Below are 25,520 nucleotides of genomic sequence, written 5' to 3' on the forward strand. Positions count from 1 at the left end.
AAGCGGTTCGTGCGCAGATCGTTCCCCTTCTCGGCGATCGTCGGCCAGGACGAGATGAAGCAGGCGCTGCTCATCGCCGCGGTCGATGCGCGGATCGGCGGCGTGATGGTGTTCGGCGATCGCGGCACGGGCAAGTCGACCGCGGTCCGCGCGCTCGCCGCGCTGCTGCCCCCCGTCCCCGCCGCCAGAGCCGGCTATCAGGACGGGACGCCCCGCAAGGGCCGCGTGCCCGTTCCCTTCATCGACCTACCCTTGGGCGCGACCGAGGACCGCGTCGTCGGCGCGCTCGATCTCGAACGCGCGCTGGGCGCCGGCGAAAAGGCGTTCGAGCCGGGGCTGCTCGCGCGCGCGAACGGCGGCTTCCTCTATATCGACGAGATCAACCTGCTCGAGGATCATATCGTCGATCTGCTCCTCGACGTCGCCGCCTCAGGCGAGAATGTCGTCGAGCGCGAGGGGCTGAGCGTCCGCCACCCCGCGCGCTTCGTGCTGGTCGGCAGCGGCAACCCCGAGGAAGGCGAGCTGCGCCCGCAGCTGCTCGACCGGTTCGGCCTGTCGGTCGAGGTGCGCACGCCCGCGCGCCTGCCCGACCGGATCGAGATCCTGAAACGCTGCGACGGTTTCGAGCGGGATCCCGATGGGTTTGCCGCGACATGGGAAAAGGCCGAGCGCAAGACGCTCCGCCGCCTCGCCCGCGCGCGCGACGCGCTGCCGGATATCGACGTGCCCGACGAGGTGCTCGGCTATGCCGCGCAGCTCTGCATGGCGGTGGGGGCAGACGGCCTGCGCGGCGAACTCACGCTGATGCGCGCCGCCCGCGCGGTCGCCGCGCTGGAGGGCGCGGGCGCCGCCACCCCCGCCCATGTCGCCGCGGTCGCGCCGATGGCGCTGCGCCATCGCCTCCGCCGCAACGTCCTCGACGAGACGGGCTCCACCGTCCGCATCGAACGCGCGCTCGCCGACCTGGCGCAGGCGGCGTGAGCCCGGCGGGCGTTTCGGCGCCCGACGCGCTCGCCGACGCGCTTCTCGCCGCCCGGCTCTGCGCGATCGACCCTGGACTGGGCGGTATCGTCCTGAAAGGCGGCGAGATGCTGCGCGAGGCGGTGCTCGCCGAACTGCGCGCGGGGCTCGGCCCCGAACGGCGCATCCCCGTCAATGTCGATGACGAGCGGCTGCTCGGCGGCATCAACCTCACCGCCACGCTGGCCGCGGGGCGACCTGTTCGGCGCGAGGGGCTGCTGGCGGAGGCGGCGGGCGGCTTCGTCGTGCTGCCGATGGCCGAGCGCCTGTCGGAGGCCGTCGCCGGCCGCATCGCCGCCGCGATCGACACCGGCGAGGCGCGCTTCGTCACGATCGCCCTCGACGACGGGGTCGAGGCCGACGCCAGGCCGCCCGCGGCCCTTGCCGAGCGGCTTGCCTTCCACATCGACCTGACCGACGCGCGGCCCGGCGCGGCGCTGCCGCCTGTCGCGCCCGCCGCGCGCGCCGCCGACCCGCCCGGCGCGATCGAGGCGCTCGTGACCACCGCCGCCGCGCTCGGCATCGCCTCGGCCCGCGCCCCCGGCTTCGCGCTGCGCGCCGCGCGGGCAGCGGCGCGGGCGGAGGGCCGCTGCCTCGTCACCGTCGCCGACCTCGCGCTTGCCGCCCGCCTCGTCCTCGCCCCGCGCGCGACGCAACGGCCAGCCGAGCCCGAAGCCGCCGAAGCGCCGCCTCCGCCGCCCGAACAGGGCGAGGGGCAGGAGGAGGCCGCTACCGACACCCCGCCGCTCGACGACCTCGTCCTCGCCGCCGCGCTTGCCGCGCTGCCGCCAGACCTGCTCGCGCGCGTCGCCGAGGGACGAAGCCGCCAGCGCGCGCGCGCGAACGGCGCGGGCGAGCGGCGGCTGGGGCATGCGCGCGGCCGGCCGCTCGGCGCGCGAGCGGGGCTGCCCGGCGGCGGCAAGCGGCTGTCGCTGATCGACACGCTGCGCGCCGCTGCGCCATGGCAGCGATTGCGGGGGCGCCAAAACCGGGTCCTCATCCGCCGCGATGACCTGCGCATCCGCCGGTTCGAGGCGCGCGCAGAGGCCCTGACGATCTTCGCGGTCGATGCCTCGGGCTCGTCGGCGCTGGCGCGGCTGGCAGAGGCCAAGGGCGCTGTCGAGCTGTTGCTTGCCGAAGCCTATGTGAAGCGCGCCGAGGTCGCGCTGATCGCCTTTCGCGGCACGGGCGCGGAGTTGCTGCTGCCCCCCACCCGCTCGCTGACGCGCGCGCGCCGCTCGCTCGCGGACCTGCCCGGCGGCGGGGGCACGCCGCTTGCCGCCGGGCTCGACGCCGCCCGCCTGCTTGCCGAGGCTGCGCGGGCAAAGGGCCGTACCCCCTTCGTCGTCGTGCTGACCGACGGGCGCGCCAACATTGCCGCCGACGGCAGCACCGTCCGAGCCCTCGCCGAAAGCGATGCCGCCGCCGCCGCGCGCGCGATCGGGCTGGCCGGGATCGCCGCCGCCTTTGTCGACATCTCGGCGCGGCCCCGGCCCGAGGGGGCGATGCTCGCCGCAACGATGCGAGCGCGCTACCTGCCGCTGCCGCGCGCCGACGCGGCCGCGATGCACGCCGCGATCAGCGCCGTGCAGGCGGCGTGAGCCTGCGCTGGTCGGTCGAGGGCCGCGACTGGCCGCTTCGCGAGCACAGCCGCTTCGTCACGCAAGGGGCGCTCCGCTGGCATGTGCAGGTGCTGGGCGACGGGCCGCCGCTGCTGCTGCTCCACGGCACCGGCGCGGCGACGCACAGCTGGCGCGACCTCGCCCCGCTGCTGGCCGAGCGATACACCGTGGTCGCGCCCGACCTGCCGGGCCACGGCTTCAGCGCCGGACGGCCGCCGGGCGGCATGACGATGGCGGCGATGGCGAAGGCGATCCGCGGGCTGCTCGCCACCCTGGAGGTCGCGCCCGACGCGATCGTCGGCCATTCGGCGGGTGCGGCGCTGGGCGCGCGAATGGCGCTCGACGGCATTGCCGAACCGCAGACGATCGTCGGGCTCGGTGCCGCCCTCCTCCCCTTTCCCGACCTTGCCGCCGCGCTGTTTCCGACGATGGCGCGGATGCTGTTCGTCAATCCCTTCGCACCGCACCTCTTCGCGGGCATGGCGCGGATGCAGGGGGAGACCGCCCGCTTCGTGGTCCGCGCGACCGGCTCGACGATCGAGCCCGAGGGAGTGGCGCTCTACGAACGGCTGCTGCGTGACCCCGATCATGTCGGCGCGGCGATCGCGATGATGGCCGAGTGGGACCTCGACGCGCTGAAGCGCGACCTGCCGCGCCTCGCCCCGCCGCTTCGCCTGATCCACGGCGAGCGCGACGCGGCGATTCCGATCGCAACCGCGCGAGAGGCGGCGGCCTTGGTCCCTGATGGGCGAACGACCGGCTTGCCCGGCCTCGGCCACCTCGCGCACGAAGAGCGACCGGGTGAGGTCGCGGCCCTCATCCTCGCCGCACTGAAGGACAGCGCATGAGCGATCACGTCTTCGGCATTCTCGACATGGCGCTGGTCGCGGTCGTCGTGTTCGGGCTCGGCATCTGGCAGCTCGTCTCGATCAACCGCGAGATCGCCAAGGACCGCTCACCAGAAGGCGCGCGGCATCCGATAGGGGAGCATGGTCTGGACAATGGGCGACCGAAACCGCCCGAGTGACAAGCTTTCGTGGACCGCCTGTGCCGCCTCGCCGAACAGGCGCGTGGACAGCGCGCTGCGGGCATAGAAGGGCGCGTCGATCCAGGTCTTGAGGACGCGCGGATCGGCCCCCGCATCGGCGCGCGTTGCCCGCTCGATCAGCCAGCCGGTGCGCGGCAGCCGCGCCTTGGGCGGCTGGACGCAGTCGTGCCAGCGCCCCTGCGGATCGAAGCGGAGTGCCAGTTCGAACGGCGCGCCGCCACGCCGCCGCCCCTCGTAAAGCACCGCCACGTCGCGGCTCAGATGCGCACGCGCCCAGTGCCAGTCGTCGAACCCTTCCTCCAGTGCCTCGTCGCCGAAGTTCGAATCGAAATAGCCGGCACCTGACCAGCTGACGCCTGGATGCGTCATCGCTACCTCGATCCGCGCGCGCGGCGCGACGGGGTGCCAGCGGTGCCGGCCGGCGGGGTCGAGCAGGAAGGCGGTGGTCCCGATCATCTCGGGACTGATCCGCACCCGCCCCTTCACGCGATAGGGGAGCGGTGCCGACCATTCATCGATCTCGATCGAGAGTGCATCGCCGTCCCACGAAAGCGCGCTTGGCCCGAGCGCGAAATGGTCGCGCCCGCGGTCCACGCGGCGTTGCCCCCGCTCGGTCATCGCCCAGGCGCCGGCACCCTTCCCCGTCAGCGACACGTTGATCGCGCAGTGATTGTCGGGCCGCCCCCGCCCCGTCACCTTGTAATAGGGCGAGAAGACGCTGCCGACGAACGCGATGATCGTCAGCCCGTAGCGGCCGCAGTCGCTGGTCGCGTCGACATACCACCAGGCATAGCCGCCCGGTGCCACAACGACATCGAAGCGTGGTCCCGCAGCAGGCAGTCGGCGGCTAGTCGGCCGGAAAGCGCCGCCATCGGGACGCCGGCGCCCGGGTGCGTGCTCCCGCCCGCGCAATAGAGCCCAGGGATCGACGTTCGGCTGCCCTGCCGGCGGAAGGACGCCGCCCATCCGTGCGAGGCCGGTCCATAAAGGGCTCCACCCGTCGACGGACAGAGGCGCGCGAAGTCGCGCGGTGTCGTCAGCACTGCTTCCGACCCCAGATCGAGCGAAAGCCCCGCCCGCGAAACGCCGTCCAGCATCTGCCGCCTGCACCGGTCGATCTCCTGGCTTGAAAGGGGCGCGCCGTCGCCGGTGGCAGGCGCGTTGACGATGATCTGGATGCGCTCGCGCCCGCCCGGCGCGCCGCCGGCGTCGCCGCGATCCTGCGCGCAGAGATAGACTGACGGCGCCTCGGCCAGCTGTCCGCGGGCGAGCGCATCGAATTCGGCGCGATAGTCGTCCGAGAAGAAAACGTTGTGCCGCGCGAGCGGAAAGCCGCCGCAGCGGGCGTTCGCGCTCCAGACCATCGCGCTGAGCGAGCGGCGGCGCGGGGCAACGCGCGACGAGGCGCGGGCAACGGCCGGCCCGAACGTCCCCGAGCCGATCGCGACCGGATCGGCCGCGCAGACGATCCGCGAGGCCGCCAGCACCTCGCCGCTCTCAAGCGTCACGCCCGCCGCGCGGCCTCGCTCAACGCGAATCTCCCGCACCCGCTCACCGTACCGCGTCGTGACGCCCATCCGCCCGCAGAGCGTCGCGAGCGCCGCGGCCAGCCGGTGCATTCCCCCCACGACCAGCCACACTCCGCTCGCCTCGACATGCGCGATCAACATCAGCGTGGCGGGCGCGGCGAAGGGCGAGGAGCCGCAATAGGTGGCGTATCGGCCGAACAATTGTTGCAGGCGCGGGTCGCGGAAATAGCCCCCGAGTGCGCGCCACATCGACGTGTAGGCGCGCAGGTTCAGGTAATCCGGCAGGCCCCGCAGGCCCATCCGCCAGCCGAGCGTCAGCGGATCGGGCTTGGGCGCGCGCAGGAACGGCGCATCGCATGCCTCGAACAGCCGCTTCGCCTCCGCGCGAAAGGCGCGATAGCCACTTGCCTCGGCAGCACCGGCGAAGTCGCCGATCGCCGCCTCGCTCGCGGCCGGATCGGCGAACAGGTCCAGTCGCGCTTCGCCCCAGGCGTGACGTGCGAGCGTGGTCGCTGGCTGCATGGTCACGAAATCGCCGAGCCGCAGGCCGCATTCGGCAAACACGTCCTCGATCACCTCGCGCATCGTAAAGACGGTGGGACCGGCGTCGATCGCATGGCCGTCGACCGAAATCGCGCGCAGCTTGCCGCCGGGTCGCGGCTGCGCCTCGACCAGCGTCACGTCGTGGCCGCGCGCTGCGAGCAGCGCGGCGGCGACCATGCCCCCCACCCCGGCACCGATGACGATCACGCGCGCGTCGGTCATTCCGCCGCTCCTCTCATTGACGACGAGACTAACACGTGTCCACATTGCTTGACATATGAAATCGTCCACCGACCTCCGAGAGCAATGGATCGCCTGGCGCAACGGCGTCATCGGCTCGCCCCGCTTCCAGCGCTTCGCGGCGCGATCGCCGTTCTTGCGCCCGGTCGCACGGCGGCGCGCGCGGACGCTCTTCGATCTGGTCGCCGGCTTCACCTATTCTCAGCTGCTGGCCGCCTGTATCGAGACCCGGCTGCTCGACCATCTGCGTGGCGGACCCCGCGGTGCCGACGACCTTGCTGCCAGGATCGGCCTTCCCGCCGACGCCGCCGAGCGCCTGCTCCGCACCGCCGAGGGGCTCGGGCTCGTCGAACGACTGGATCAGCGCTGGGCGCTCGGCAGCGAGGGGGCGGCCCTGCTCGGCAATCCAGGCATCGCCGAGATGGTGGCGCATCACCGACTGCTCTACGCCGACCTCGCCGACCCGCTGGCCCTTCTTCGCCGCGGCGGTGGGGGCGGCGCGCTGTCACGTCACTGGCACTATGCCGAGGCGTCGGGAGCGGGCGATGCCGCTGCGGTAGCACCCTACTCGGCGTTGATGGCGGCGTCGCAGCCGATGGTCGCGGCACAGGCGCTGGCAGCCTATCGCTTCGACCGACATGCGCGCGTCCTCGATATCGGTGGCGGCGAAGGCGCGTTCCTGTCGGCCGTGGCCCGGGCCGTGCCTGAACTCGATCGCGGGCTGTTCGACCTGCCCGCCGTGGGCGAGCGGTCGCGGGCGCGACTCGGCGACGGCGTCGCGATCCACCGCGGTGACTTCCTCACTGATCCGCTGCCGACAGGCTACGACCTGATCACCCTGATCCGCGTCCTGCACGACCATGACGATGTCCCGGCGATGCAATTGCTGCGCGCCGTACGTGCAGCATTGCCACCCGGCGGCACCCTGCTGATCGCCGAGCCGATGGCCGGCACGCGTGGTGCTGGCGGTGTCGGGAGCTATTTCGAGCTCTATCTGCTCGCGATGGGCTCCGGCCGGCCCCGCACGATGCAGGAGATCGGCGCGATGCTGCGCGAAGCAGGCTTCAGGCGTGTACGCCCCCTTCGCACCCCATTGCCGCTCGTTGCCAGCGCCGTAACAGCGCGACCGTAACGAAGGGCTGTCTAGATTAATTGACATTCATATACGTCAGCGTAGGATGACGACTGCACGCCGGACTATCACGTCACGCCGTGTAGGGGATGGAACGTATGGACGCGGTTGCGGTCATACTCGAGGCGCCGGAGCAGCTTTCGCTGCGCCCGCTCGCCCTCACGCCTATGGGGTCCGGCGACGTGCGCGTCGCGGTCGAATGGAGCGGCATTTCCTCGGGCACCGAAAAGCTCCTTTGGGCGGGCCGGATGCCGAGCTTCCCCGGCATGGGCTATCCACTGGTCCCCGGCTACGAATCGGTCGGCCGCATCGTCGATGCCGGCATCGACGCACGTGGCCGGATCGGCGAGTGGGTGTTCGTCCCCGGCGCCAATTGCTTCCAGGGTGCGCGCGGCCTGTTCGGCGGCGCAGCGGCCAGCGTCGTCATGCCCGCCGCCCGCGCGATCCCGATCCGCGAGACACTCGGGCGCGACGGCATCCTTCTCGCCCTTGCCGCCACCGCCTATCACGCGATCGAGGTAGGCGGCGTGCCCGAGCTCGTCATCGGCCACGGCATTCTGGGCCGGCTGATCGCGCGCATCGCCATCGCCAGCGGCGGCAGCGCGCCGACCGTCTGGGAAACCGATCCCGCCCGCCGTGACGCCTTCGACTATGACGTCATCGATCCCGCGGACGACGACTGCCGCGACTACGTCGCGATCCTCGATGCCAGCGGCGCCGCCGACATACTCGACCTCGCCTTTGCCCGGATCGCCAGGCGGGGCACGGTCACGCTGGCGGGCTTCTACGACCGCCTCGCCTTCGCCTTCCCGCCCGCCTTCATGCGCGAAGCGCGACTGAACATCGCTGCCGAATTCACCCCTGCCGACATCGCCGGCGTGCTCGCGCTGATCGACGCCGGGCTGCTCGACCTCACCGGCCTCATCACCCACGCCCGCCCCGCGGGCGAGGCAGCCGACGCCTACCCGCAGGCCTTCACCGATCCCGCGTGCCTGAAAATGGTGCTCGACTGGAGAACGATATGAGCATGTTCGATCCCGGCGAGTTGCGCGAGGAAGCCTCGTTCGAGCCCGATCCGGTGCCCACCGGCCCGGTGACCAAGGAAACGCAGATCATCGCCATCTATGGCAAGGGCGGTAGCGGCAAGTCGTTCGCGCTCGCCAATTTGAGCTACATGATGGCGCAGCAGGGCAAGCGCGTCCTCCTGATCGGCTGCGATCCAAAGAGCGACACGACCAGCCTCCTGTTCGGTGGCCGATCGACCCCCACGATCATCGAGACCTCGGCCGCCAAGAAGCTGGCGGGTGAGGAGATCGGGATCGAGGATGTCTGCTTCCAGCGCGACGGCGTGTTCGCGATGGAGCTGGGCGGGCCGGAGGTCGGCCGCGGCTGCGGTGGGCGCGGAATCATTCACGGTTTCGAGACGCTGGAGAAGCTGGGCTTTCACGAGTGGGGCTTCGACTATGTTCTGCTCGATTTCTTGGGCGACGTCGTCTGCGGCGGGTTCGGCCTGCCGATCGCGCGCGACATGTGCCAGAAGGTGATCGTCGTCGCATCGAACGACCTGCAATCGCTCTACGTCGCCAACAACGTTTGCAAGGCGGTAGAATATTTCCGGCGGCTGGGCGGCAATGTCGGCGTCGCCGGCATGATCCTGAACAAGGACGACGGCACGGGCGAGGCCAATGCCTTTGCAGAGGCAGTGGGCATTCCGGTGCTGACGGCGATCCCGGCGAACGAGGACATCCGCAAGAAGAGCGCCAACTATCAGATCATCGGCAAGCCCGGCGGCGAATGGGCCTCGATCTTCGAGCAGCTGGCGACGAACGTCGCCGCCGCCCCGCCGCTGCGCCCCAGTCCCCTCGACCAGGATGGGCTGCTCAGCCTGTTCAGCGCTGAGGTGACGGGCGCCGACTTCGCGCTCAAGCCAGCGACCCAGGCCGACATGCGCGGTGCGGCCTATGTGCCCAAAGCCAGTCTCGAAGTGGTGTATGATGCGGTTTAAGGATCGCCTCGATCTGGCCGAGCCCCTCCCGTTGAGGGTGGGGGCGGAGAGTTCGCGTCTCACAGAGACTGACTTGTCTGCCGACAGGTCCCGCCCCAGCCCTTCCCCTGAAGGGAAGGGATTTTCGTGTTCCTCGAAGGACACCCTCCACGACGCCGCCACCGCCGCGGGCAAGGCCGAGATCCTCGACCGCTACGCCGCCGATTATCCGAAAGGTCCCCACGACCAGCCTCAATCCATGTGCCCTGCGTTCGGCTCGCTGCGCGTCGGCCTGCGCATGCGGCGGACGGCGACGGTGCTGTCGGGATCGGCCTGCTGCGTCTATGGCCTCACCTTCACCAGCCATTTCTACGGCGCGCGGCGCAGTGTCGGCTACGTCCCCTTCAGCTCGGAAACGCTCGTCACCGGCAAGCTGTTCGAGGACATTCGCGACGCCGTCCACCAGCTGGCGGACCCGGCGCTCTACGACACGATTGTCGTGACCAACCTGTGCGTGCCGACCGCCAGCGGCGTGCCCCTTCAGCTCCTGCCCGACGCGATCAACGGGGTCCGGGTGATCGGCATCGACGTGCCCGGCTTCGGCGTGCCGACCCATGCCGAGGCGAAGGACGTGCTGGCGGGTGCGATGCTCGCCTATGCGCGGGCCGAGGCCGAGGTCGGTCCCGTCGCCGCGCCCGCGACGCGCACAGACCGCCCGACCGTGACGCTGCTCGGCGAGATGTTCCCGGCAGACCCGCCGGGTATTGGCCTGATGCTCGAGCCGATGGGCCTTGCCGCCGGTCCGGTCGTGCCGACGCGCGAATGGCGCGAGCTCTATGCCGCGCTCGACTGCGCGGTCGTCGGGGCGATCCACCCCTTCTACACCGCAAGCATTCGCGAGTTCGAGGCGGCTGGCCGTGCCGTCGTCGGCTCGGCCCCTGTCGGCGTCGACGGCACCGCCGCCTGGCTCGACGCGATCGGCGCGGCGTGCGGGATCGCGGAGCGACAGGTCGCCGCCGCCAAGGACCGCATCCTCCCCGCCATCCGCGGCGCGCTCGCCGCGCGGCCGATCAGGGGGCGCATCACCGTGTCCGGCTATGAGGGCTCCGAACTGCTCATCGCTCGCCTCCTGATCGAAAGCGGCGCCGACGTCCCTTATGTGGGCACCGCCTGCCCGCGCACGCGCTGGAGCGATCCCGATCGCGACTGGCTGGAGGCGCGCGGCACCCGCGTCCAGTATCGCGCCAGCCTGGAACAGGACCTCGCCGCCGTCGATGTCTTCGCCCCCGACCTGGCGATCGGCACGACCCCCGTCGTGCAGCATGCCAAGCAGCGCTCGATCCCCGCGCTCTACTTCACCAACCTCATCTCCGCGCGGCCGCTGATGGGGCCGGCGGGTGCGGGCAGCCTCGCCGCCGTGGTGGGCGGGGCGCTGGCCAACAAGCATCGCTTCGACCGGATGAGCGCCTTTTTCGAGGGCGTCGGCACCGGCCATGCGACGGGCGTCTGGACCGACACGCCCGAGAATCGCCCCGGCTTCAAAGCCAAGTACGCCGCGCGCCGGATCGCCGCGGCCAAGGCAGAGGAGCATGTCGGCACATGACCCTCGTCATCGACCATGATCGGGCTGGCGGCTATTGGGGCGCAGTCTACGCCTTTACCGCGATCAAGGGGCTGCAGGTCATCATCGACGGCCCGGTGGGCTGCGAGAACCTGCCCGTCACCTCGGTCCTCCACTACACCGACGCGCTGCCGCCGCACGAGCTGCCGATCACGGTCACGGGCGTGGGCGAGCAGGAGCTCGGCCGCGATGGGACCGAAGGGGCGATGAAGCGGGCCTGGGGTACGCTCGATCCCGACCTCCCCTCGGTCGTGGTCACGGGATCGATCGCCGAGATGATCGGCGGCGGCGTCACGCCCGAGGGGACGAGCATCCAGCGTTTCCTGCCGCGCACAATCGACGAGGATCAGTGGCAGTCCGGCGATCGCGCGCTGACCTGGCTCTGGACGCAATTCGGGCCGAAGCGCGTGCCGCCGGTCAAGCCGCGCAAGGACGGCGAGCGGCCGCGCGTCAACATCATCGGGCCGATGTACGGCACCTTCAACATGCCCTCCGACCTCGCCGAAATCCGGCGGCTGGTCGAGGGGATCGGGGCCGAGGTCAACATGACCTTCCCGCTCGGCAGCCACCTCGCCGATGTCGGCAAGCTTGCCCATGCCGAGGTCAATGTCTGCTTGTACCGCGAGTTCGGTCGCGGACTCTGCGAAGCGCTCGAGCGCCCGTACCTCCAGGCGCCGATCGGGCTTGAGAGCACGACCTTGTTCCTGCGCAAGCTCGGCGAGCTGCTCGACCTCGACCCCGAGCCGTTCATCGAGCGCGAGAAGCACACCACGATCAAGCCGCTCTGGGACCTGTGGCGCTCGGTCACGCAGGACTTTTTCGGCACCGCGAGCTTCGGCATCGTCGCCACCGAAACCTATACGAGAGGCATTCGCCGCTTCCTCGAAGAAGAGATGGGCCTCCCCTGCACGCTCGCGGTGTCGCGCACGGCGGGGACCAAGCCAGATAACGAGGCGATCCGCGCGTCGATCGCGACCAACCCGCCGCTCATCCTGTTCGGCAGCGTCAACGAGCGCATCTATATGGCCGAGGCGGGCGGGCGCGGCGTGCATATTCCGGCCAGCTTCCCCGGCGCGGTGATCCGCCGCCATACCGGCACGCCGTTCATGGGCTATGCGGGCGCAACCTACCTTGTCCAGGAAGTGTGCAACGCGCTGTTCGACGCGCTTTTCCACATCCTGCCGCTGGCCGGCCAGCTCGACCGGGTGGAGGCCACGCCCTCGCGGCTCGACCGGGAGCTGCAATGGGATGACCTTGCCAAGCGCGAGTTCGACGCCGCGGTCGAGCGCGTGCCCGTGCTCGTCCGCATCTCCGCCGCCAAGCGCATCCGCGACGCCGCCGAACGTGCCGCGCGCCGCGCCGGCGAGGACAGCGTCTCGCCCGAGCGCCTCGCGCTCGCGCTAGCCGAAAGTCGGGTGCCATGACGGCGCCCCGCCTTCTCCGCCGACGTGCCACGGGGCGCCAGCGGACTCACGATCCTCGCATGGGCTGGCCCCATGCGCGGATACCGCCGGGCAGGCCGGTCCACGCTCCTGTCATCGTCGGAACAACGGAGACGTAGAACATGAACGATCCAGAACGGATGGGGCCGGGAACATACCTCAGCCCCGAAGAAGCCAAGGAGTTTCACAAGCTCTTCATCACGAGCTTCCTGATCTTCACCGCCGTGGCCGTCGTCGCCCACGTGCTCGTCTGGAACTGGCGCCCCTGGCTCTGAGGCCGGGTTCGCGATCCTCCAGCCGATAACCGAAAGGAACCCACGCGATGTGGAGAATATGGCTCATCTTTGACCCGCGCCGCGCGCTGGTCGCACTTTTCGTCTTCCTGTTCGTGCTGGCGCTGTTGATTCACTTCATCCTGCTCAGCACCGACAAGTTCAACTGGCTCGACGGCCCGCGCACGCCCCCTGCGGCGGCCGCCCCGGCGATGCCCGGCACCTGACGCGTACACCCGCTTTCGGGTGGGCAGGCGCCGGTTCGCGCCGGCCGGCCCACCCGAAACACCCTGACGATCGACGGGACCACCCGCGGCGGACGTGCTGCGGTGAGGAGAGGCAGACATGGCGCTCTTGAGCTTCGAGCGAAAATATCGGGTCAGGGGCGGCACGCTGATCGGCGGCGACCTGTTCGATTTCTGGGTCGGCCCCTTCTATGTCGGCTTCTTCGGCGTCACCACCGCGATCAGCGCGATCCTGGGGACGGCACTGATCTTCTACGCGGCTTCGCTGGGGCCGACGTGGAATCCCTGGCTCATCAACATCGCGCCGCCCGACCTCGAATATGGCCTGGCGCTGGCGCCGCTGCGCGAGGGTGGGTTCTGGCAGATCATCACCATCTGCGCGATCGTCGCCTTCACCTCCTGGGCGCTGCGCGAGGTCGAGATCTGCCGCAAGCTCGGCATGGGGTATCACGTCCCCTTCGCCTATGGCTTCGCGATCTTCGCCTATGTCAGCCTCGTCGTGATCCGCCCGCTGATGCTGGGTGCCTGGGGACATGGTTTCCCCTACGGCATCTTCAGCCATCTCGATTGGGTGTCGAACACCGGCTATCAGTATCTCCACTTCCACTACAATCCCGCGCATATGCTCGCGGTCAGCTTCTTCTTCATGACCGGCGGCGCCCTCGCCTTCCACGGCGCGCTCGTCCTTTCCTCGGTCAATCCGGGCAAGGGCCAAGAGGTGAAGTCGCCCGAGTATGAGGACGCCTTCTTCCGCGATTCGATCGGCTATTCGGTGGGAACCCTCGGCATCCACCGCCTCGGCCTGCTCCTTGCCCTTTCGGCGGGTTTCTGGAGCGCCATCTGCATCATCATCTCCGGCCCCTTCTGGACGCGCGGCTGGCCCGAATGGTGGACCTGGTGGCTCAACCTGCCGATCTGGTCGTGATGGGGGCTAGAACGATGCAATATCAGAACATCTTCACCCAGGTTCAGCTGCGCGGCCCGCTTGAGGCCGGCCCGCCGGTGCCGCCGAGCACCTTCGACCGCGGCAACCTTGCGACCTACAACTACTGGATCGGCAAGCTCGGCAATGCGCAGATCGGGCCCTTCTATCTCGGCACGTTGGGCGTGGCGTCGCTGGTCTGTGCGTTCCTCGCGATCGAGATCATCGGCCTTAACATGTGGGCCAGCGTCAACTGGGATCCGATTCAGTTCGTCCGCCAGCTTCCCTGGCTGGCGCTTGAGCCGCCGGGGCCGGAATGGGGCTTCACGCTGGCCGTCCCGCTCGCCGAGGGCGGATGGTGGCAGATGGCGGGCTTCTTCATGAGCGCCTCGCTCATCCTGTTCTGGCTGCGCACCTATCGCCGCGCCAAAACGATGGGGATGGGCACGCACGTCGCCTGGGCGTTCGCCGCCGGCATCTTCCTCATCCTCGTGCTCGGCTTCGTCCGCCCGCTGCTGATGGGCAGTTGGGCCGAAGCGGTGCCGTTCGGCATCTTCCCGCACCTCGATTGGACCGCGGCCTTTTCGATCCGCTACGGCAACCTTTTCTACAACCCCTTCCACTGCCTCTCGATCGTCTTCCTTTACGGATCGACGCTGCTCTTCGCGATGCACGGCGCGACGATCCTGGCGGTCGGGCGCTATGGCGGCGAGCGCGAGATCGAGCAGATCACCGACCGCGGCACCGCGTCGGAGCGCGCGGCCCTGTTCTGGCGCTGGACGATGGGGTTCAACGCGACGATGGAATCGATCCACCGCTGGGCGTGGTGGTTTGCGGTGCTCTGCCCCATCACCGGCGGCATCGGCATCCTGTTGACCGGGACCGTCGTCGACAACTGGTATCTGTGGGCGGTGCTCCACAGCTTTGCCCCCGACTATCCCAGCACCGGCGTCCTCGATCCTGCCACCCTGCCGGGAGCCCCGCGATGACCCGATCCCTGACGATCGCCGCGATCGGCGGCGCCACGCTGACGCTGCTCGCCGGTTGCGACCTCGGCCCCAAGGATTCGGTCCAGACGGGCTATCGCGGCGCGGGCCTCGCCCAGATCGTCGATCGCAGCCGCGTGGCGGAAGCGACGGCGATCCCGCCCGCCCCCTATCCGCTGCCCCCCGACGAGGGGCCGCGCGCCTCCGAAACCTATCAGAACGTGCAGGTGCTGGGCGGGCTCAGCACCGAGCGGTTCAACCATCTGATGGCCGAGATGAACCAGTGGGTCGCCCCGCCCGAGGCCGGCTGCAACTATTGCCACAATCCCGAGAACATGGCCTCCGACGAGAAATACACCAAGATCGTCGCGCGGCGCATGATCCAGATGACGCAGCGGATCAATTCGACCTGGGCCAGCCACGTCAAGCAGACGGGCGTCACCTGCTACACCTGTCACCGCGGCAAGCCGGTACCCGACTTCAAATGGGCGCTCGCCGACGGCACGCCCAATCCGCGCTCGATCCGGGGCAACCGCCGCGGCCAGAACGCGCCCGACCCGAATGTCGGCTACGCCTCGCTGCCCTCGGATCCCTTCGCCGCCTACTTCGCGGGGAAGGCGAATATCCGTGTCGCCTCCGACAATGCGCTGCCTTCGGCCGACCACGTCGTGTCGATCAAGGATGCGGAGAAGAGCTACGGCCTGATGATGCACGTCAGCTCGGCGCTCGGCGTCAATTGCACCTATTGTCACAACAGCCAGTCGTTCCGCGCCTGGAACCTCAGCCGCGGGCAGCGCGCAACCGCCTATTACGGCATCCGCATGGTGCGCCAGTCCAACGACGAGTATATCTCGCCGCTCCAGTCGGTATTCCCCGCCAATCGCAAGGGGCCGCATGGCGACCCGTACAAGGTCAACTGCACCACGTGTCACCAGGGTCTGTCGAAGCCGCTGGGCGGGGTCAGCATGATCGATCAGGCGCCGGTGCTGCGCGGCCCCCTCGTCACCCCCGCCGCGACCGAGGCGGGACCGGCCGGCAGCGGCGCGGTGCTCGACGCGCTTGCCAATCCGGGCGCGATGACGGGGAAGAACGAACCGGCGCCGACCCCGGCGCGGCAATAGGGCGCGCCCTCGGCGGGCGAAGACGCGCATTGCCGATGCGCGCCGGATCGGGCAGCAGGTAACGCCGCACTGAGGCCGCGGGAACGGAGGGACGCCCGATGATCGTCAGTCACCGCCTGCGCGCTGCGCTGTCGGCGGAGATGCACGTCCGGCGCATCCCGCGCTTCGCCGCCCCCGCCGCGCTGGTCCAGATTGTCACTCTGCTGGGCGAGAGCGCCGGCGAGGACGCGCGTGCGCATGTCGAGGCGCTGGCAGCATGCGGCGAGACCGTGGTGCCGATCGCGGGCAAATACGGGGTGGTTCGCCTGGGTGCGCTGACGCTCGTCTGGGAACGGCATACCGAGTTCGCGACCTATACGCTGCTGCGCCCCGGCGCGTTTGACGCGCCGTTTGAACATGCGCCGTTCGAACCGCTGCTGACCGACCTCTTGAAGGACATGCCTGGCGAGATCATCCGCGCGGTGCGCATCGCCATCGCCGACCGCGACGCGCCGCTCCCCACCCCTGCCGAGCGGGCGCGGCTGTTCAGCGACGAGGCGATCATCGAGTGCGACGTGGCCGGCGGCGCGGCGCGCGTGATCTCCGATTTCAGGCTGCACGACGACGGCTATGGCCGGCTGCTGGTGTTCGACAGAGGGCTGGCGGGCGACGAGCCGGCCCAGCTTGTCCTGCGGCTCCAGGAGCTCGGCAATTACCGCAAGATGGCGCTGCTCGGCCTGCCGCTCGCGCAGCGCCTTACGCCCGACGTCAGTGCGCTCGAGGCGCGCCTCGCCGAGCTCACGGTGCGCGTCGGCGAGCGCGATACCGCCGACGATCCGCTGCTCGACGAACTCACCTATCTCTCCTCCAACCTCGCCCAACTGCTCGCCGAGACGCGCTACCGGATGAGTGCGACACAGGCCTATGCCAAGCTCGCGATCGAGCGGCTCGAGCGACTGCGCATCGGGCCGGTGGCCGGCTATCAGTCGCTCGACGACTTCACCGAGCGGCGGCTGATGCCCGCGGTACGCACCTGCGACAGCTTCACCGCGCGGCTTGAGGACCTGTCGCAGCGCGCCGCCTGGACCAGCGAACTGTTGCGCACGCGCATCGACATCGCGCTGGCCAGGCAGAACCGCGACCTTCTCACCTCGATGGACCGTCGCACCGACCTGCAGCTGCGGCTCCAGCAGACGGTCGAGGGACTGTCGGTGGTGGCGATCAGCTACTACCTGGTCGCGCTGATCGGCTATGTCGCGAAGGCAGTGCCGGGGCTGCACAAGGAAGTCGCGATGGCGGTGGCGGTGCCGTTCGTCGTCGCCGGGGTGGCGCTGTCGATGCTGCGGGTGCGGAAGCGGCTGCACGGGTGAGTTGAACGCGAACGCGTCCTTGCGGCGCAATGGCCTACCCCGGTTGAGGCGAGGGCCCTGCAGCGAGTCGTTGCAGCTTGCAATGTGACCTTAAGGCCATCGTGGCTGATCCCCGGTCTTCGCCGGGGCACATGTCATTCCGAGAGGGCGCATCAAAACTAAGCCGCTTCCGTCACGCCGGTCCCGATCCGACGTGATGAACCGGTCAAGCCGCCATTTCGCGCCGCGCCAGCGCGCATTGCGACCAGATCTCGCTCAGCGCCTCGACAAGCCGATCGATGTCGCGGTCGGTGTGGACGGGCGAAGGCGTGATTCGCAGCCGCTCGGTCCCCTTGGGCACGGTGGGATAGTTGATCGGCTGCACATAGATGCCGTGATGCTCCATCAGCCAGTCGGAGATCATCTTGGCGTGGTGCGCGTCGCCGACCATCACCGGGATGATGTGGCTGTCGTTGGGCAGATGCGGGATGCCCATCGCGTCGAGCCGCTCGCGGACGATGCGGACGCGGTTCTGATGCCGCGTCCGCTCGATCTGGCTGTCCTTCAGGTGTCGGATCGACGCCGCCGCGCCCGCGGCGATCGCCGGCGGCAGCGCGGTCGAGAAGATGAAGCCGCTCGCGAAGCTGCGAACGAAATCGCAGAGGGTCCTGGACGCGGCGATATAGCCGCCCATGACGCCGAATGCCTTGCCCAGCGTCCCCTCGATCACGTCGATGCGGTGCATCAGGCCGCGCGCTTCGGCGACGCCGCCACCGCGCGGGCCGTAAAGGCCGACGGCATGCACCTCGTCGATGTACGACAGCGCGCCGTGCTTCTCGCAGATCTCGATGATCTCCTCGATCGGGGCGATGTCGCCGTCCATCGAATAGACGCTCTCGAACGCGACGATCTTCGGTCGGTCAGGGGCGATGCCCGACAAGAGCTCGTCGAGGTGCGCGACGTCGTTGTGGCGAAAGCGCAGGCACTCGGCGCGGCTGTGTCGCATCCCCTCGATCATCGAGGCGTGGTTGAGCGCGTCGGACAAGATGACGCAGTTCGGCAGCCGCGAGGCGAGCGTCGAGAGCGACGCCCAGTTCGACACATAGCCCGAGGTGAAGATCAGCGCCGCTTCCTTGCCGTGCAGGTCGGCAAGCTCGGCCTCGAGCAGCACATGCTGGTGGTTGGTGCCCGAGATGTTGCGCGTCCCCCCCGCGCCCGCGCCACAGCGGTCGAGCGCGTCGTGCATCGCGTCGAGCACCTTGGGATGCTGGCCCATGCCCAGATAATCGTTCGAGCACCAGACGGTGACGTCGGCGACCTGCGCGCCCTCGACCCAGCGGCGCGCGCGCGGGAACTGACCCGCCTGCCGCTCGATCTCGGCGAAGACGCGGTAGTTCCCCGCCTCGCGCAGGCCGTCCAGCTGCTGCGCGAACACCGCGTCGTAGTTCATCGCCTTCTCCCATCGAACTCTATGCCGGCGGTTCGGACCGCCTTGTTGCCATGAAGCGCCCAAGCAAACAGCCGCCCATCGCGCAGCGGAAGGACCAGGAACAAATGCTCGGTCACGCCAAGGACCGCAAGCCCGGCCAAAAGACTCATGCCTACCGCCATCCCGCTCTCGGGCGATGCAGCCTCAGCGGCACGCCAGGCGAGCACTGCGGCGGCTGTGCCGCCCAGGATGGAAAGCGGGAACAGCCCGTTCATCGGTGCGGTGCGGAAATAGCTCTTCAGATAGGCGAGATGCGCCGGGAACACCTCGTCGCTGAGATTTGGGACGCCAAGGTAGAGGTTGAACTTCGCCGACAGCCGCATCGCGAAGAGAAGGGCGAAGGTCAGGGGCGCGATCTGGTTGGGCTGACCCCAGGTCAGCGCGATCAGCGCGATCAGCGTCGCGGCAATCGCCAGCTCGTGATAAACTACCGTCGCCGTCGCCGCCCGGAACCGCGCCCAGCCGATCGCACCCGGCGGACAGTCCGCCCGGTTGGGGCCGGCAACATGGCCCATCAGGAAGCTCATCTCGTGCCAGCCCCAGATGATGATCGTCCCGGCGAATGCAGCATAGGCGCCGCCTGCCCCCGCATCGCCCGCGGTGATCGCCACTACCGTCGTCGCGCCGAGCGCCACGCTCCCTGCCAGCGCCAGGCTGCGCGCGAACCCGGCACGCGGCCGGCTGCACAGCCACACCACCGCGGCGGTCCCGGCGAACCACATGGCGAGTGCGAAGAGGAGCGGCGGCAGCGTCACCAGGCGGGCACCAAGCGCACATCGGCGGGCGCCTCGTTGCGCTTGACCGGGGTGAGGTAGAGGCCGGCGAAGGTCGCGGCCGCCGCGACCATTAGCCCCGCGCGCTTGACCGCGCCGACTACGCCGCGCGCCTTGGCCACGTCGATCGCCACCGCGATCCGCCGCATCTGGTCGAGCAGCGTCAAAAACCGCGGCGAGTCGGTGTCGAGCACAACCGGAAAAACCTGCCGCGTGATTTCCGAGCAGATCGTGAAGACCCGCTGGTCGTAGTCGGTGGGGTCGATGCCCAGCGCCTTGTGAAAGGCCGGCCGGTTGTGATCGCGCACATACATGGTCGCATAGACCGCGACGAGGAAGAAGCGGATCCAGAGCTTGTTGACCCCGGTCAGCAGCTTCGGATCGGTGCGCATCAGGATCGCGAAGGCGTCGCCGTGGCGGAACTCGTCGTTGCACCACAATTCGAACCAGTCGAAGATCGGGTGGAAGCGAAGCTCCGGATGCCGCGCCAGATGGCGGAAGATGGTGATGTAGCGGGCATAGCCGATCTTCTCGCTCAGATAAGTCGCGTAGAAGATGAATTTCGGCCGGAAATAGGTGTATTTCTTGGTGCGCGTCAGGAAGCCGAGGTCGATGCCGATCCCCGCATCCTTGAGCGTATCGTTGATGAAGCCCGCATGCCGGCTCTCGTCGCGGCTCATCAGCTTGAACAGCTGCTTGATGTCGGGATTCTTGACCCGCTTGGCGATCTCTGCATAGAGGATGCAGCCCGAAAACTCGGCGGTGAGCGAGCTGACGAGGAAGTCCGTGAACTCGGCGCGAAGGTCTTCAGGCAGGCTCTCGATCACGCCGTCGAACGCCTGGGTGCGCTTGAAATGCAGGCGATTGGGATCGTCCGCCATTTCCTTGATGAGCGCATCCCATTCGCGGCGCACGCCCGACACGTCGATGCGGTCGAGCGCGTCGAAATCGGTGGTGTAGAAGCGCGGGGACAGCACCGTGTCCTCGCGCGCGATCGCCATCGTGTCGGGGGCGGCGGTGACGGGGGAGATCGCGTTCATAGCCGGGTCCGATCGCTGAAGCTGACTTCGTAAAGCTCGGTCATCTCGAAATGGCCGGCAAGCTTGGTCCACAGCCGCTCGGCGGTGGAGGCGCGCTCGACGGTGGCGGTGCGCTCGACGACGGCGCGCTCGCCAAAGCCGATGACGATCGGCGCGCCGTGAACCCGCACCCGGTCGCCCGGCCCCAGCTCGACATCGTTCGCCAGCACGACATGCGCGCAGAGGAACTCGTCGCTGTGCTCGAGCTCGACACGGCAGTCGGTGTCGAAGCGGGTACGGCGGAGCGCGATCATGGCTGGGTCTCTGTTGGCAGGAGCGCGGCGAAGGCGGCGCGGTTGCTCGCGCCGAAGGCGGTGAGTTCGATCGACCGGCCGGTAGCGGTGTCGGTCAGCGACAGCTGGCCGTCGCGCCACAGCGTCAGGGCGAAGGGCGGCCCCTCCCCCACCCCCTTCATGCGCCGTTCGCGCGCGAGGCCGCGCATGACGCCGCGGATGAAGCCGGTCTGCTGGCCGGGCTCGATCACCTGCGCCACGCTGCCGCTCCCCACATCCTCGATCACCACGGCGCCGTCGGCGCGGTCGCTGAAGCGGAGCGTGCGGCTGGCGGCGGGTGCGACGCGCTCGGCGGCGCGCAGCGCCGTCGGCGAGGCGGCGAGCGGGGTGCCGGTGATCCGCACCGCCGCAGTCGCGCCAATCGCGAACAGGACGAGCGCGCCGGTCAGCGCGATCGTCCCGCGCGGCAGCATGGTGGCGTGATCGTGGCTCATGCCGCCTGCGCCCCCTCAAACAGCGGCACGGCCACCGGCCGCACCTCGGCCCGCGCAGCACCGGCAGCGAGGCAGGCGCGCGCGAGCAGCGCGGCAACCGCCTGCGGGTCCTGAAGCGAGCGCAGCATCGGCTGCGGTCGTCCGAGCCGGAACGGCCGGGCATGCGGCCAGAGCGCGAGATAGCCAAGCCCGGCGCCGCTCGCGAGCGTCAGCGGCAGGTCGCCCGTGCCGTCGCGCCGCACCGCCATGTCGACGGCGCCGATCTGCGACAGCGGCAGGTTTACGCACTTCGGCACCGCCGTCCCGATCCGCAGTACCACGCGCCGATCGGTCAGCGTGTAGATCGTCGTCTTCGCCGCGCCCCAGGCGAACAGGTGGAGCAGGCCGACTGCCGCCACGCCGAGCCCGGCGGTGATCGTCGCCGCCGTCGGTCCGCCACTCGCCAGCGCAAGGGCGGTGAGAAGCGCGAAGTAGATCGCCACGCCGCGAGTGTGGAAAGCGTGGCGGGCGAGGCTCGCGCGGTCGGGCCGCCCCTGCCACAGCATCGTCTCGCCGGGGGGCAGATGGCCGGGCAGGCCCGGCACCGGCTCGACCTCATGCTCCATCACAGGAACGGCTCCTGCCGGTTGCGGCTGGCATAGAGATAGCCGCCGCCGAAATAGGCCTGGATGCGCTCCTCCTCATAGAGCGTAACCTGACCCGTCGCGGCGAGCCGCGGCACGCCGGCAAACTGCGCGCCGTTGAGCGCGTCCACCACGATGCGGCGACGACCGCGGCTGACCGATGCCATCATCATCGGGACGAGCGCCGGCGCGCCCTCCGCATCGAACTGGATATAGCGGACCAGGCGATCGGCCTTGTCGATCCAGAGGTCGGTGACATGGCCCGCGAGCACCCCGTCGAGGCCATAGATGGGCCAGCCCTTCAGCCCCGGATCGGGATAGGCGATGCTGAACCCCGCCGCGCCGGTCAGCGGCACGAGCCGCGGATGCCCCTCCATGTCGAGGTCGGGGCGCTTCGCCCGCTCCGCCCACGCCGCCGGGCCGATGCCGTCGGCGAACGGATCGCCGGTCGGCGCATAGGGCGCGCCGGGAAAGCGGTCGGTGCGCCGCGCGGCGATGTCCACCGGCTCGCGGCCTTTGGTGGGCGTGAAGACGAGGCCGTGGCCGAAGGGGAGTTTGAACGACTTGGGGGACGCGGTGCTGAGCGGCCCGCCGGGCGTGTCGACGCGGCCCGTGACCGTGTCCTCGAGCGGGTAGCCCTCGCGGCGGTCCTCGCGCCGCAGATAGAAGATCAGGCCGGTGAAGAACAACAGGAACGCCCAGAACACCAGCATGGCAACGTCGAGACCGGGGGTGAGATCGGGATGCATGGCCGTTCCTTTCAGATCGGGAATTCGCTGAGGCCGAAGCGAGCGCGGGGCGCGCCGCCGTGGACCAGCGGCCCGAGCGCGACGAGGGTGGCGAGGAGAAGCAGGATCTCGGCGAGATAGACCGCGGCATAGCCGGTGCCCGGCCCGGCGAGCGTCGCGCCCAGCCGGTTGGCGACGGCGGCATCGGACACCCAATCGCGCATCAGCGCGCCGATCGCGATCGCGCCGCCCGAAGCGCTCGCCTGCACCGCGCCCCACGCGCCGAGCGATAGGCCGCGATGGCCGCCATCGTCGAGCGCCATCGCGGCGGTCAGCGTGCCGACCGAAAACAGCCCCGACCCCGCCCCGATGAACGCCGCCCCGATCGCAAGCAACACCGGCCTTTCGAGCGGTCCGGCAAAGAGGATGGCCAGGAACGCGCCGATCCCCGCCACCGCGCCGAACCCGGCGATGCGGTGCGGATCGGCCCCGCCCGCCAGCGCCCGAGCCGCATAGGCGAAGCCGGCGAGCATCCCCGCCGCCCACAACGCGGTCAACGAGGTCGTCGCGCCGACGGACAGGCGCAGTATCTGGCCGCCATAGGGCTCGAGCAGCACGTCCTGCATGCTGAACGCCGCCGCGCCGAGGCCGACCGCGACGAGCAGCCGGCGCGTGCGCGGCGCCGCGATGAAGCGATTCCAGGCGGGACCGAAGGCCGGCTTTGCGTCGCCTGCCGAACGGCGGGTGCGGTTGCGCGTTTCCTGCTTCCACAGCGCGATGATGTTGAGGACCATCGTCAGTGCCGCCGCGCCCTGCACCACCTGCACCAGCCGCGTCGGGCTGAAATCGGCGAGCACGCGGCCGATGACGATCGCGCTGACAAGCATGCCGCCGAGCAGGCTCACATAGAGGAGCGCCACGACGCGCGGCCGCGAGGCTTCGTCGGCAAGGTCGGTGGCGAGCGCGAGGCCCGCGGTCTGCGTCGTGTGCATGCCCGCGCCGACCAGCAGGAACGCCGCGGCCGCGCCCAGATGCCCCACCGCCGCCGACCCCTGCCCCGTGCCCGTCATCACGAGGATCGCGAACGGGAGCAGCGCAAGGCCGCCGAACTGGAGCAGCGTCCCGAACCAGATATAGGGCACCCGCCGCCAGCCCAGCACCGACCGATGCGTGTCCGACCGGAAACCGATCAGCGCGCGGAGCGGCGCGAACACGAGCGGCAGCGACACCATGATCGCAACGAAACTTGCCGACATGCCAAGCTCGACGATCATCACCCGGTTGAGCGTGCCCGTCAGCAGCACCGCCGCCATGCCGACCGAAATCTGGAACAGCGACAGGCGCAGCAGCCGCCCGAGCGGCAGCTCCGCCGTCGCCGCATCGGCAAAGGGTAGGAAGCGCGTGCCGAGCCGCGCCCAGAAGTAGCCGTCACGAAGGGTGGCGAGGCGGCTCACGGCAGCACTTCCACCGCATGGCTGATGTAGAAGCCGCCGCCCACGCGCGCGTCGCGGCCGATCCGCGCGGCGGGCATTGCGCCGGCGATCAGCGTGCGCAGCAGCCGCTCGGCCACCGGCTCGATCGCGGGCGCGCGGTCGCTGCGGGGGAATAGCTTGCCCACCGAATGCATCGCGCGCAGCGCCGGGGTCGAGGGCGCGAAGGTGAAGGCGACGCTGCCGCGCGTCCGCTCCGCCAGCGCCTTCACCACCTCGACGATGTCGAACGCGTCATAGTGGATCAGCGAATCCATCGCGACGACATGATCGAAGCTGCCGAGGCGCGGGTCGAGCATGTCGCCGACGCGCCAGTCGATCGTCAGGTCCGTCGGCGCGCGGTCGCGGGCGACCTTGAGCAGGCTGCCGGCCACGTCGATCGCCACCACCTCGGCCCCGCGCCGCGCCGCCTCGACCGCCAGCGCCCCGGTACCGCAGCCCGCGTCGAGCAGGCGGGCACCGCGCAGGTCGGCGGGCAGCCAGCCGAGCAATGTGCCGCGCATCCGGTCGCGCCCTGCCCGGACGGTCGCACGGATGCCGCTAACGGGCGCGTCGGAGGTCAGCGCTTCCCACGCCTTGGCCGCGGTGCGATCGAAATAGGTCTCGAGCCGCTGGCGCCGGTCGGCGTACCTTGTGGGGGAAGCCGCGTGCCCCATCATTCGAATCCCAGGAACTCGAAGATGTCGCGATCCTTCATCGCTTTGGCAGCGAGCGGCTCGCACCCGGCCCACATCTGCGCGGCCAAGCGCTTGTACTCGTTGCACGCCGCCTCGACCTCGGGCGTCTGGTCCATCTCGAACAGCGTACATTTCTTGAGGCGGCTGCGGCGGATCGCGTCGAGGTCGGGGAAATGCGCGAGCCGCTTGAGCCCCGTCGCCGCGTTGAAGCGGTCGATCTCGTCGGTCGCGGCCGAGCGGTTGGCGATCACCCCCGCCATCCGCACGTCGTAATTCTTCGCCTTGGCCCCGATCGCGGCGACGATGCGGTTCATCGCGAAGATGCTGTCGAAGTCGTTGGCGGCGACCACCACCGCGCGCTCGGCATGTTGCAGCGGCGCGGCGAACCCGCCGCACACCACGTCGCCCAGCACGTCGAAGATCACGACGTCGGTATCCTCGAGCAGGTGATGCTGCTTGAGGAGCTTGACCGTCTGGCCGACGACATAGCCGCCGCAGCCCGTGCCCGCGGGCGGGCCGCCCGCCTCGACGCACATCACGCCGTTGAACCCCTCGAACATATAGTCTTCGGGCCGCAACTCCTCGCTGTGAAACTCGACCGTCTCGAGCACGTCGATGACGGTCGGCATCAGCTTCTTGGTGAGCGTGAAGGTGCTGTCGTGCTTGGGATCGCAGCCGATCTGGAGCACGCGCTTGCCGAGCATCGAGAAGGCCGCCGACAGGTTCGACGAGGTCGTCGACTTGCCAATGCCGCCCTTGCCATAGACGGCGAAGACCTTGGCCGTGCCGATCCTGTCGCGCGGATCGAGCGCGACCTGGACCGAGCCATCGCCGTCGCCGCGGCCGCCGGGGGGATCGAATAGGGCCATCAGTTGCTCC

27 protein-coding genes are annotated in these 25,520 nt (G+C 69.6%); 15 read left to right on the plus strand and 12 right to left on the minus strand.

Features of this window, described 5'->3' with window-relative positions; translation table 11 throughout:
• Positions 1-9: 9 nt before the first annotated feature.
• The 4 genes from COC42_RS04455 to COC42_RS04470 are packed head-to-tail and all read left to right on the plus strand — an operon-like array spanning position 10 to position 3,669.
• Positions 10-981: a magnesium chelatase ATPase subunit I gene (locus COC42_RS04455; protein ID WP_096343091.1), complete on the plus strand. Its 972-nt coding sequence runs from the start codon at positions 10-12 to the stop codon at positions 979-981.
• Entirely contained in the window at positions 978-2,621 is a 1,644-nt protein-coding gene (locus COC42_RS04460; protein ID WP_096342023.1) for a magnesium chelatase subunit D, read from the plus strand. Before COC42_RS04455 ends, COC42_RS04460 begins: the two co-directional genes overlap by 4 nt.
• Positions 2,618-3,490, plus strand: a complete 873-nt coding sequence (gene bchO / locus COC42_RS04465; protein ID WP_096342024.1) for an alpha/beta fold hydrolase BchO — start codon at positions 2,618-2,620, stop codon at positions 3,488-3,490. The genes COC42_RS04460 and bchO overlap by 4 nt, the downstream gene beginning before the upstream one ends.
• The gene (locus COC42_RS04470; protein WP_096342025.1) at positions 3,487-3,669 is read left to right on the plus strand and encodes a hypothetical protein; all 183 of its coding nucleotides are present in this window, start codon (positions 3,487-3,489) and stop codon (positions 3,667-3,669) included. The genes bchO and COC42_RS04470 overlap by 4 nt, the downstream gene beginning before the upstream one ends.
• On the opposite strand, the gene COC42_RS04475 is transcribed toward COC42_RS04470, so the two are convergent.
• Together COC42_RS04475 and crtD are read right to left on the minus strand one after the other, a co-directional pair.
• On the minus strand, positions 3,598-4,497 hold the full coding sequence (locus COC42_RS04475; protein WP_245843837.1) for a hydratase: 900 nt from the start codon (positions 4,495-4,497) through the stop codon (positions 3,598-3,600). The two genes, COC42_RS04470 and COC42_RS04475, sit on opposite strands and share 72 nt — an antisense overlap.
• Positions 4,431-5,984 (minus strand): 1-hydroxycarotenoid 3,4-desaturase CrtD, encoded by a 1,554-nt coding sequence (gene crtD / locus COC42_RS04480; protein ID WP_096342026.1) that lies wholly within the window; start codon positions 5,982-5,984, stop codon positions 4,431-4,433. Before crtD ends, COC42_RS04475 begins: the two co-directional genes overlap by 67 nt.
• 55 nt (positions 5,985-6,039) lie before the next feature.
• Here crtD and COC42_RS04485 point away from each other — a divergent pair, with 55 nt between their 5' ends.
• The 11 genes from COC42_RS04485 (at position 6,040) to COC42_RS04535 (ending at position 17,076) form a co-directional block, all read left to right on the plus strand.
• Positions 6,040-7,134 carry a methyltransferase gene (locus tag COC42_RS04485; protein ID WP_096342027.1) on the plus strand — a complete coding sequence of 365 codons (1,095 nt, stop codon included), beginning with the start codon at positions 6,040-6,042 and terminating at the stop codon, positions 7,132-7,134.
• 98 nt (positions 7,135-7,232) lie between these two features.
• The gene (bchC, locus tag COC42_RS04490) at positions 7,233-8,159 is read left to right on the plus strand and encodes a chlorophyll synthesis pathway protein BchC (protein ID WP_096342028.1); all 927 of its coding nucleotides are present in this window, start codon (positions 7,233-7,235) and stop codon (positions 8,157-8,159) included.
• Complete coding sequence (locus COC42_RS04495; RefSeq protein WP_096342029.1) at positions 8,156-9,139, plus strand: chlorophyllide a reductase iron protein subunit X; 984 nt, start codon at positions 8,156-8,158, stop codon at positions 9,137-9,139. The genes bchC and COC42_RS04495 overlap by 4 nt, the downstream gene beginning before the upstream one ends.
• Entirely contained in the window at positions 9,129-10,721 is a 1,593-nt protein-coding gene (gene bchY, locus COC42_RS04500; RefSeq protein ID WP_096343093.1) for a chlorophyllide a reductase subunit Y, read from the plus strand. Before COC42_RS04495 ends, bchY begins: the two co-directional genes overlap by 11 nt.
• Positions 10,718-12,163: a chlorophyllide a reductase subunit Z gene (gene bchZ, locus COC42_RS04505; RefSeq protein ID WP_096342030.1), complete on the plus strand. Its 1,446-nt coding sequence runs from the start codon at positions 10,718-10,720 to the stop codon at positions 12,161-12,163. The genes bchY and bchZ overlap by 4 nt, the downstream gene beginning before the upstream one ends.
• Positions 12,164-12,303: 140 nt before the next feature.
• The gene (gene pufB, locus COC42_RS04510) at positions 12,304-12,456 is read left to right on the plus strand and encodes a light-harvesting antenna LH1, beta subunit (protein WP_096342031.1); all 153 of its coding nucleotides are present in this window, start codon (positions 12,304-12,306) and stop codon (positions 12,454-12,456) included.
• A gap of 47 nt (positions 12,457-12,503) precedes the next feature.
• On the plus strand, positions 12,504-12,680 hold the full coding sequence (pufA, locus tag COC42_RS04515; RefSeq protein ID WP_096342032.1) for a light-harvesting antenna LH1, alpha subunit: 177 nt from the start codon (positions 12,504-12,506) through the stop codon (positions 12,678-12,680).
• Between the two features lie 118 nt (positions 12,681-12,798).
• A complete protein-coding gene (pufL, locus tag COC42_RS04520; protein ID WP_096342033.1) occupies positions 12,799-13,623 on the plus strand; it encodes a photosynthetic reaction center subunit L in 825 nt (274 codons plus the stop codon).
• Between the two features lie 14 nt (positions 13,624-13,637).
• The gene (gene pufM, locus COC42_RS04525; RefSeq protein WP_217991273.1) at positions 13,638-14,609 is read left to right on the plus strand and encodes a photosynthetic reaction center subunit M; all 972 of its coding nucleotides are present in this window, start codon (positions 13,638-13,640) and stop codon (positions 14,607-14,609) included.
• Positions 14,606-15,727, plus strand: a complete 1,122-nt coding sequence (pufC, locus tag COC42_RS04530) for a photosynthetic reaction center cytochrome PufC (protein WP_096342035.1) — start codon at positions 14,606-14,608, stop codon at positions 15,725-15,727. Before pufM ends, pufC begins: the two co-directional genes overlap by 4 nt.
• Before the next feature lie 98 nt (positions 15,728-15,825).
• Complete coding sequence (locus tag COC42_RS04535; RefSeq protein WP_096342036.1) at positions 15,826-17,076, plus strand: DUF3422 family protein; 1,251 nt, start codon at positions 15,826-15,828, stop codon at positions 17,074-17,076.
• A 205-nt stretch (positions 17,077-17,281) separates the two neighbouring features.
• Here the strand turns inward: COC42_RS04535 and hemA are convergent, their stop codons facing one another.
• Genes hemA through bchL form a run of 10 tightly spaced genes read right to left on the minus strand, consistent with a single transcriptional unit; the run spans position 17,282 to position 25,510 of the window.
• Entirely contained in the window at positions 17,282-18,505 is a 1,224-nt protein-coding gene (hemA, locus tag COC42_RS04540; protein ID WP_096342037.1) for a 5-aminolevulinate synthase, read from the minus strand.
• The gene (gene puhE / locus COC42_RS04545) at positions 18,502-19,299 is read right to left on the minus strand and encodes a putative photosynthetic complex assembly protein PuhE (RefSeq protein ID WP_096342038.1); all 798 of its coding nucleotides are present in this window, start codon (positions 19,297-19,299) and stop codon (positions 18,502-18,504) included. The genes hemA and puhE overlap by 4 nt, the downstream gene beginning before the upstream one ends.
• Positions 19,296-20,357, minus strand: a complete 1,062-nt coding sequence (gene acsF, locus COC42_RS04550; RefSeq protein WP_096342039.1) for a magnesium-protoporphyrin IX monomethyl ester (oxidative) cyclase — start codon at positions 20,355-20,357, stop codon at positions 19,296-19,298. Before acsF ends, puhE begins: the two co-directional genes overlap by 4 nt.
• Positions 20,354-20,650: a hypothetical protein gene (locus tag COC42_RS04555; protein ID WP_096342040.1), complete on the minus strand. Its 297-nt coding sequence runs from the start codon at positions 20,648-20,650 to the stop codon at positions 20,354-20,356. The genes acsF and COC42_RS04555 overlap by 4 nt, the downstream gene beginning before the upstream one ends.
• Positions 20,647-21,123 carry a photosynthetic complex assembly protein PuhC gene (gene puhC, locus COC42_RS04560; RefSeq protein ID WP_096342041.1) on the minus strand — a complete coding sequence of 159 codons (477 nt, stop codon included), beginning with the start codon at positions 21,121-21,123 and terminating at the stop codon, positions 20,647-20,649. The genes COC42_RS04555 and puhC overlap by 4 nt, the downstream gene beginning before the upstream one ends.
• Complete coding sequence (gene puhB / locus COC42_RS04565; RefSeq protein WP_245843840.1) at positions 21,120-21,728, minus strand: photosynthetic complex putative assembly protein PuhB; 609 nt, start codon at positions 21,726-21,728, stop codon at positions 21,120-21,122. The genes puhC and puhB overlap by 4 nt, the downstream gene beginning before the upstream one ends.
• Positions 21,728-22,495 carry a photosynthetic reaction center subunit H gene (gene puhA / locus COC42_RS04570; RefSeq protein WP_096342043.1) on the minus strand — a complete coding sequence of 256 codons (768 nt, stop codon included), beginning with the start codon at positions 22,493-22,495 and terminating at the stop codon, positions 21,728-21,730. Before puhA ends, puhB begins: the two co-directional genes overlap by 1 nt.
• Before the next feature lie 11 nt (positions 22,496-22,506).
• Positions 22,507-23,928 carry a BCD family MFS transporter gene (locus COC42_RS04575; RefSeq protein ID WP_096342044.1) on the minus strand — a complete coding sequence of 474 codons (1,422 nt, stop codon included), beginning with the start codon at positions 23,926-23,928 and terminating at the stop codon, positions 22,507-22,509.
• Positions 23,925-24,623, minus strand: coding sequence for a magnesium protoporphyrin IX methyltransferase (bchM, locus tag COC42_RS04580; protein ID WP_425442808.1), 699 nt, complete (start codon positions 24,621-24,623; stop codon positions 23,925-23,927). Before bchM ends, COC42_RS04575 begins: the two co-directional genes overlap by 4 nt.
• Positions 24,620-25,510, minus strand: a complete 891-nt coding sequence (gene bchL / locus COC42_RS04585) for a ferredoxin:protochlorophyllide reductase (ATP-dependent) iron-sulfur ATP-binding protein (RefSeq protein WP_096343094.1) — start codon at positions 25,508-25,510, stop codon at positions 24,620-24,622. The genes bchM and bchL overlap by 4 nt, the downstream gene beginning before the upstream one ends.
• Positions 25,511-25,520 lie beyond the last annotated feature (10 nt).

The organism is Sphingomonas spermidinifaciens, from assembly GCF_002351485.1.
In the GTDB taxonomy this organism is placed as follows: domain Bacteria; phylum Pseudomonadota; class Alphaproteobacteria; order Sphingomonadales; family Sphingomonadaceae; genus Sphingomonas; species Sphingomonas spermidinifaciens.

Excerpts from the sequence above, each read along its gene's own strand:
- pufL (WP_096342033.1), top strand. The coding sequence starts at position 12,799 with ATGGCGCTCTTGAGCTTCGAGCGAAAATATCGGGTCAGGGGCGGCACG.
- puhB (WP_245843840.1), bottom strand. The coding sequence starts at position 21,728 with ATGGAGCATGAGGTCGAGCCGGTGCCGGGCCTGCCCGGCCATCTGCCC.
- pufA (WP_096342032.1), top strand. The coding sequence starts at position 12,504 with ATGTGGAGAATATGGCTCATCTTTGACCCGCGCCGCGCGCTGGTCGCA.
- COC42_RS04485 (WP_096342027.1), top strand. The coding sequence starts at position 6,040 with ATGAAATCGTCCACCGACCTCCGAGAGCAATGGATCGCCTGGCGCAAC.
- COC42_RS04535 (WP_096342036.1), top strand. The coding sequence starts at position 15,826 with ATGATCGTCAGTCACCGCCTGCGCGCTGCGCTGTCGGCGGAGATGCAC.
- acsF (WP_096342039.1), bottom strand. The coding sequence starts at position 20,357 with ATGAACGCGATCTCCCCCGTCACCGCCGCCCCCGACACGATGGCGATC.
- bchY (WP_096343093.1), top strand. The coding sequence starts at position 9,129 with ATGCGGTTTAAGGATCGCCTCGATCTGGCCGAGCCCCTCCCGTTGAGG.
- bchL (WP_096343094.1), bottom strand. The coding sequence starts at position 25,510 with ATGGCCCTATTCGATCCCCCCGGCGGCCGCGGCGACGGCGATGGCTCG.
- crtD (WP_096342026.1), bottom strand. The coding sequence starts at position 5,984 with ATGACCGACGCGCGCGTGATCGTCATCGGTGCCGGGGTGGGGGGCATG.
- puhC (WP_096342041.1), bottom strand. The coding sequence starts at position 21,123 with ATGAGCCACGATCACGCCACCATGCTGCCGCGCGGGACGATCGCGCTG.
- COC42_RS04495 (WP_096342029.1), top strand. The coding sequence starts at position 8,156 with ATGAGCATGTTCGATCCCGGCGAGTTGCGCGAGGAAGCCTCGTTCGAG.
- pufM (WP_217991273.1), top strand. The coding sequence starts at position 13,638 with ATGCAATATCAGAACATCTTCACCCAGGTTCAGCTGCGCGGCCCGCTT.
- pufC (WP_096342035.1), top strand. The coding sequence starts at position 14,606 with ATGACCCGATCCCTGACGATCGCCGCGATCGGCGGCGCCACGCTGACG.
- bchZ (WP_096342030.1), top strand. The coding sequence starts at position 10,718 with ATGACCCTCGTCATCGACCATGATCGGGCTGGCGGCTATTGGGGCGCA.
- bchM (WP_425442808.1), bottom strand. The coding sequence starts at position 24,623 with ATGATGGGGCACGCGGCTTCCCCCACAAGGTACGCCGACCGGCGCCAG.
- puhA (WP_096342043.1), bottom strand. The coding sequence starts at position 22,495 with ATGCATCCCGATCTCACCCCCGGTCTCGACGTTGCCATGCTGGTGTTC.
- pufB (WP_096342031.1), top strand. The coding sequence starts at position 12,304 with ATGAACGATCCAGAACGGATGGGGCCGGGAACATACCTCAGCCCCGAA.
- COC42_RS04555 (WP_096342040.1), bottom strand. The coding sequence starts at position 20,650 with ATGATCGCGCTCCGCCGTACCCGCTTCGACACCGACTGCCGTGTCGAG.
- COC42_RS04470 (WP_096342025.1), top strand. The coding sequence starts at position 3,487 with ATGAGCGATCACGTCTTCGGCATTCTCGACATGGCGCTGGTCGCGGTC.
- bchC (WP_096342028.1), top strand. The coding sequence starts at position 7,233 with ATGGACGCGGTTGCGGTCATACTCGAGGCGCCGGAGCAGCTTTCGCTG.
- hemA (WP_096342037.1), bottom strand. The coding sequence starts at position 18,505 with ATGAACTACGACGCGGTGTTCGCGCAGCAGCTGGACGGCCTGCGCGAG.